6 protein-coding genes are annotated in these 4,896 nt (G+C 70.3%); 4 read left to right on the top strand and 2 right to left on the bottom strand.

Translation table 11 applies throughout. The features are described from left to right. Positions 1 to 138: 138 nt before the first annotated feature. From rbsD to H5J26_RS28365, 4 genes are all read left to right on the top strand, one after another. The gene (gene rbsD, locus H5J26_RS28380) at positions 139 to 537 is read left to right on the top strand and encodes a D-ribose pyranase (protein ID WP_181768828.1); all 399 of its coding nucleotides are present in this window, start codon (positions 139 to 141) and stop codon (positions 535 to 537) included. A 258-nt stretch (positions 538 to 795) separates the two neighbouring features. Continuing rightward, on the top strand, positions 796 to 1,677 hold the full coding sequence (locus tag H5J26_RS28375) for a hypothetical protein (RefSeq protein ID WP_181768827.1): 882 nt from the start codon (positions 796 to 798) through the stop codon (positions 1,675 to 1,677). Between the two features lie 144 nt (positions 1,678 to 1,821). After that, positions 1,822 to 2,712, top strand: a complete 891-nt coding sequence (locus tag H5J26_RS28370) for a helix-turn-helix domain-containing protein (RefSeq protein WP_181768826.1) — start codon at positions 1,822 to 1,824, stop codon at positions 2,710 to 2,712. Further along, on the top strand, positions 2,709 to 2,912 hold the full coding sequence (locus H5J26_RS28365; RefSeq protein ID WP_181768825.1) for a DUF397 domain-containing protein: 204 nt from the start codon (positions 2,709 to 2,711) through the stop codon (positions 2,910 to 2,912). The genes H5J26_RS28370 and H5J26_RS28365 overlap by 4 nt, the downstream gene beginning before the upstream one ends. A gap of 142 nt (positions 2,913 to 3,054) precedes the next feature. On the opposite strand, the gene H5J26_RS28360 is transcribed toward H5J26_RS28365, so the two are convergent. Next, a complete protein-coding gene (locus tag H5J26_RS28360; protein WP_181768824.1) occupies positions 3,055 to 3,909 on the bottom strand; it encodes a sugar phosphate isomerase/epimerase family protein in 855 nt (284 codons plus the stop codon). Continuing rightward, the coding region (locus H5J26_RS28355) for a dihydrodipicolinate synthase family protein (RefSeq protein ID WP_181768823.1) at positions 3,906 to 4,896 on the bottom strand (991 nt) is incomplete at its 5' end. The genes H5J26_RS28355 and H5J26_RS28360, both read right to left, overlap by 4 nt.

The following is a 4,896-nucleotide window of genomic DNA, read 5'->3' as shown; positions in this document are numbered from 1 at the left end:
GAGCGGCGGTGGTCGGTCCGCCCGGGAAAGGACCGGAGCCCGCGCGGACGGGACGGACCGAGGAAGAAGAGAGCCGGACGAAGGCAGGAGAAGCCGAACGCGCCACGACGCGGGAGGCTGGAGAAGGAGCTGGCCGGGGTGAAGAAGTCAGGAATCCTCAACCGCCATCTCGCGGGCGCGCTCGCGCTGTTGGGCCACACCGACACGGTCGTCGTCTGCGACGCCGGGCTGCCGATCCCGGAAGGTCCACACGGCCCGCACGTCGTCGACCTGGCCTTCCGTGCGGGAGTCCCCCGCTTCTCCGAGGTGCTCTCCGGTCTGCTGGACGAGCTGGAGGTGGAGGGCGCCACAGCGGCGGCGGAGGTCAAGGACCGCAATCCCGAGGCGGCCGCGATGCTGGACGGCCTCTTCCCCTCCCTGGAGCTGGTCTCCCACGAGGAGTTGAAGGTCCGCACCCGACGGGCCCGCCTCATCGTGCGTACGGGCGAGGTCCGTCCGTACGCGAACGTGCTGCTGCACTGCGGAGTGCCGTTCTGACCCCGTGCCCTCAGTAGGAGCCATTCCGCTCCGGCCGCCACGCCGCTCACCGATTCACGATAATGCGATCTCCACCATGACGAAGAAGGTGAGAGATCCGTGGCTCAGCGCCCAGAACCCCCGCGTCGACGCCCCGTACGCGGGTGCACGCAGCCGGACCGTTCACCTCACGGGCCCGCGAGCGCACAGGCGGGCGGCAGACCCGGCGAAGGCCCGCGATGGAGGAAGTGGTTACGCGACCACGGGGTCCTGGCCACCGTGTCGGCCACCGTCGCGGCGACACTCGTCCTGACGCTGGCCCCCGAGGCGTTCGAAGTCGCCGCCGTCAAGGACAAGATCCGCTCCGCCAAGCCCGGCGGCGGAGCGGACATCCGCTACACGGTCCGGTTCCAGGACCCCGGGTACCAGCTCGTCACTCCCGCCGGGGTCACGCTCTCGGCCGGACAGCGGCGCTACTTGAAGGAGTGGGAGCTGGGCGACCCCGCAACCCAGAGCCGCGACGGGTACGACCTGGACAAGGTGATGCGGGAGTTGCGCGCCGCCGGAGCGGCCAACCCCGACGAGCTCTTTCTCCGCCTCACCCTCGAAGGGCGCCGCAACCAGCCGATCTTCGTGGACGACGTGCGCCCCGTGGACATCCATCGCACTGCCCCGCTCAAGGGCGCGTTCCTCGACCTCCCGCCTCAGGACGGCGGCGAGACGCAGAAGATGGTCTTCGACTTCGACGAGGCCGTCCCCCGCGCGCGCAAGGCCGTCGAGTCCGAATCACCGGAGTCGACCGAGGAGTTCACGCCCGGCGGGCTGTTCTTCCACACGGAGACCCTCACGGTGAAGGACGCGGTCCAGGACTCCCTCGTCATCAAGTCGACGGCCACGCGGAAGGCCGTGACCTTCAAGATCCGCGTCGACTACCGCATCGGTGACACCTCCAGGCATCTCACGATCGACGACCACGGACGCCCGTTCGCCCTCACACCGGTCAACTGCACCCGCAAGGGCCGACCGGTCGAGAACGGCTACGTCAACGGCAGGGTCGCCTACGAGGACATCTGGCAGATGGGCGACGACGCCAAGGTTCACCGCGTCCCCGATCCGGGGTCGCACGAGCACCAGTGCCTGGACCTGTCCCGGGAGAAGTGACCCGGCAGCCGCCGGGGCCCGGCCCGTCGCGAACCCGCCCGCACCGGCGGCTCTTGTACCGGCAAGGCCTCTCTCTGTCCGAGCCCTCCCGTGACGTCCCGAGCCCGCAGCGCGTTGGGACCGGCACGACGGAGGTGTGCGCGCATGGGTGTGGGCAACGGCAAGGCCGGTACGGGGCGCAGGGACTACACGACGGACGGGGCCGACAGGTCCGGATGGGATCCGGGTCTGGAGGACGACTCCGGCTCGGTGATGAAGGCCGTGGGCAGGCAGATCAAGCTGTGGCGGGAGGCGGCGGGACTGACGCAGGCAGGCCTCGGGGCGGTGATCGGATACGGGGAGGACATGGTGTCCTCCGTCGAGCGGGGCAGGCGCGTCCCTCAGCCGGAGTTCCTCGACGCCGCCGACGAAGTCCTGGGCGCGGGCGGCAAGATCGCCGCGATGAAGCGCGACGTGGCCGAGGCCCGGTACCCGAAGAAGGTGCGCGACCTGGCGCGGCTGGAGGCGGAGTCGGTGGAGCTGGGGGCGTACGGCAACCACAACATGCACGGCCTCCTGCAGACGGAGGAGTACGCGCGGGCACTGTTCCGCATGCGTCGGCCCGCCTACTGCGAGGACGACCTCGACCGGTACGTCGCTGCTCGCATGGCCCGGCAGGAGATCTTCTCCAGGACGCCCGCCCCCACCCTCACCTTCGTCCAGGAAGAGGTGACGCTGCGGCGCCCGGTCGGGGGCAGGGCAGTCCTGCGCCGTCAGCTCGAACACCTTCTGCGGACGGGTGGGTTGCGGCACGTCGAGATCCAGATCATGCCGACGGACCGGGAGGACCACGCCGGGATGGGCGGCCAGCTCCAGGTCCTGAAACTCGGTGACGGCACCACGGCCGGCTATTCGGAGGCCCAGCTGATCACGCACCTGATCTCCGACCCGAAAGAGGCACAGGTGCTCGAGCTGCGGTATGGAATCATCCGGTCTCAGGCTCTCAGCCCACGGGAGTCGCTGGCCTTCATCGAGAAAGTGCTGGGAGAGACATGACACTCAAGCCCTCCGCCTCGGACGGACCCGGGTTGGAATGGATCAAGAGCACCCACAGCGGCAGTGACAACAACGACTGCGTGGAGACGGCGACCACCACCGACGCAGTCCACGTCCGCGACTCGAAGGACAAGCAAGGCCCACAACTCGACTTCACCCGCGGCGCATGGACACGGTTCGTCGCCCACGCCCGCGCATAGCCGAAAATATTCGAGGGGCCCGGCCTCCCCGGCCGGGCCCCTCGCGCCCCCCTCGGCCTCCAGATCCCCCCAGCGAGGCCCAAGTACCGAGTAAGACTTCGCAGCGTACGAAACGGTTGCACAGTCTTCCGGAATTTCTGATTCAGATTTTTGCGGCCGGTTCCAGCGCGTGGCGCACGTACCGCTGAGCGGTCTCCGCCAGCACTTCCAAGCCATCCCGTGCCCACAGGCCGGGGTTGAAGATCTCCACTTCGACGGGCCCTTCGTAGCCCGCTGCATCGGTCATTTCGCGGAAGGCGCGAAGGTCGACCGAGCCGTCACCGAGCTGGCCGCGGCCCAGCAGTACGCCCTCGGGCAGCGGCGTCACCCAGTCCGCGAGCTGGAAGGCGGCCAGCCTGCCGCCCTCCCCGGCCCTCGCGATCTGCGCCGGAGCCTGGTCGTCCCACCACACGTGGTAGGTGTCCACCACGACGCCGACCTGGTCCGGCGGGAAACGCTCAGCCAGGTCGAGAGCCTGCGCGAGGGTGGAGACCACGCAGCGGTCCGAGGCGAACATCGGGTGCAACGGCTCGATCGCGAGCCGCACGCCCCGCTCCCCCGCGTACGGCGCCAACTCGCCCAGCGCGTCCGCGATGCGCTCGCGGGCGCCCCGCAGATCACGGCTCCCCTCCGGCAGGCCGCCCGAGACGAGCACGAGCGTGCCGGTGCCCAGCGTCGCGGCCTCGTCCACGGCGGCGCGGTTGTCGTCCAGGGCGCGTGCCCGCTCGGCGGGGTCCAGCGCGGTGAGGAACCCGCCCCGGCACAGCGAGGTCACGGTCAGCCCGGCTTCCCGGACCAGCCGGGCGGCGGCTTCCGGGCCGTACTCCTGCACGGGGGCGCGCCACAGCCCCACCTGTGTGACGCCGAGCTTGCCGCAGGCGTCGGCCAGTTCGGGCAGGGAGAGCTGTTTGACCGTCTCCTGGTTGATGGAGAACCGGGCCAGACCGGCGGCACTCATGGCTTCGCTCCGTGTGCGTCGAGGACCTGGCGCATGCGCGCCTGCGCCAGACCGGGGTCGGGGAAGAGACCGAGGGAGTCGGCGAGTTCGTAGGCACGCGCCAGATGGGGCAGCGAACGAGCCGTCTCCAGCCCCCCGACCATCCTGAAGTGCCCCTGGTGGCCTGCCAGATGGGCGAGCAGGACGACCCCCGTCTTGTAGAAGCGGGTGGGCGCCTCGAAGAGGTGCCTGGCCAGCGGGACGGTCGGGTCCAGCGCCGCCCTGAACGCCGTGACGTCGCCGGAGTCCAGGAGCCGCACGGCCTCGGCGGCCAGCGGCGCGAGGGGGTCGAAGACGCCCAGCAGCGCGTGGCTGAAGCCGAGTTCGTCGCCGGCTATCAGCTGCGGGTAGTTGAAGTCGTCGCCGGTGTAGCAGCGCACGCCCTCCGGCAGACGCCGGCGAAGCGAGACCTCGCGCTCGGCGTCCAGCAGCGACACCTTCACCCCGTCCACCTTCCCGGGATGCTCCGCGATGATCTGCAGGAACGTGTCGGTGGCGGCGTCGAGGTCGTCGCTGCCCCAGTAGCCCTCGAGCGCCGGGTCGAACATCGGGCCCAGCCAGTGCAGGACGACGGGCCGGGAAGCCTGCCGGAGCAGATGTCCGTAGACCTCCAGATAGTCCTCGGGACCGCGGGCCTCGGCGGCCAGCGCCCGTGAGGCCATGAGGATCGCCTGCGCGTCCGCCTTCTCCACGACCTCGAACTGCTCCTCGTACGCGGCGCGCACCCGGTCCAGCCCCTGTCCGTCCGTCAGCTGGTCGGTGCCCACTCCGCTCGCGATACGGCCGCCGCACGCACGCGCCTCGGCAGCCGAGCGCTCGATCAGCTCCGCGGCCACAGGCCAGTCGAGGCCCATTCCGCGCTGTGCCGTGTCCATGGCCTCCGCCACGCACAGTCCGTGCGACCACAGATGGCGGCGGAAGGCGAGGGTGGCGTCCCAGTCGAGCGCG

The organism is Streptomyces albidus (ex Kaewkla and Franco 2022), from assembly GCF_013870515.1.
Taxonomy (GTDB): Bacteria; Actinomycetota; Actinomycetes; order Streptomycetales; family Streptomycetaceae; genus Streptomyces; species Streptomyces albidus.
The sequence above is the reverse complement of the archived record's forward strand: the minus strand, read 5'-3'. Positions and strand labels throughout refer to the sequence as shown.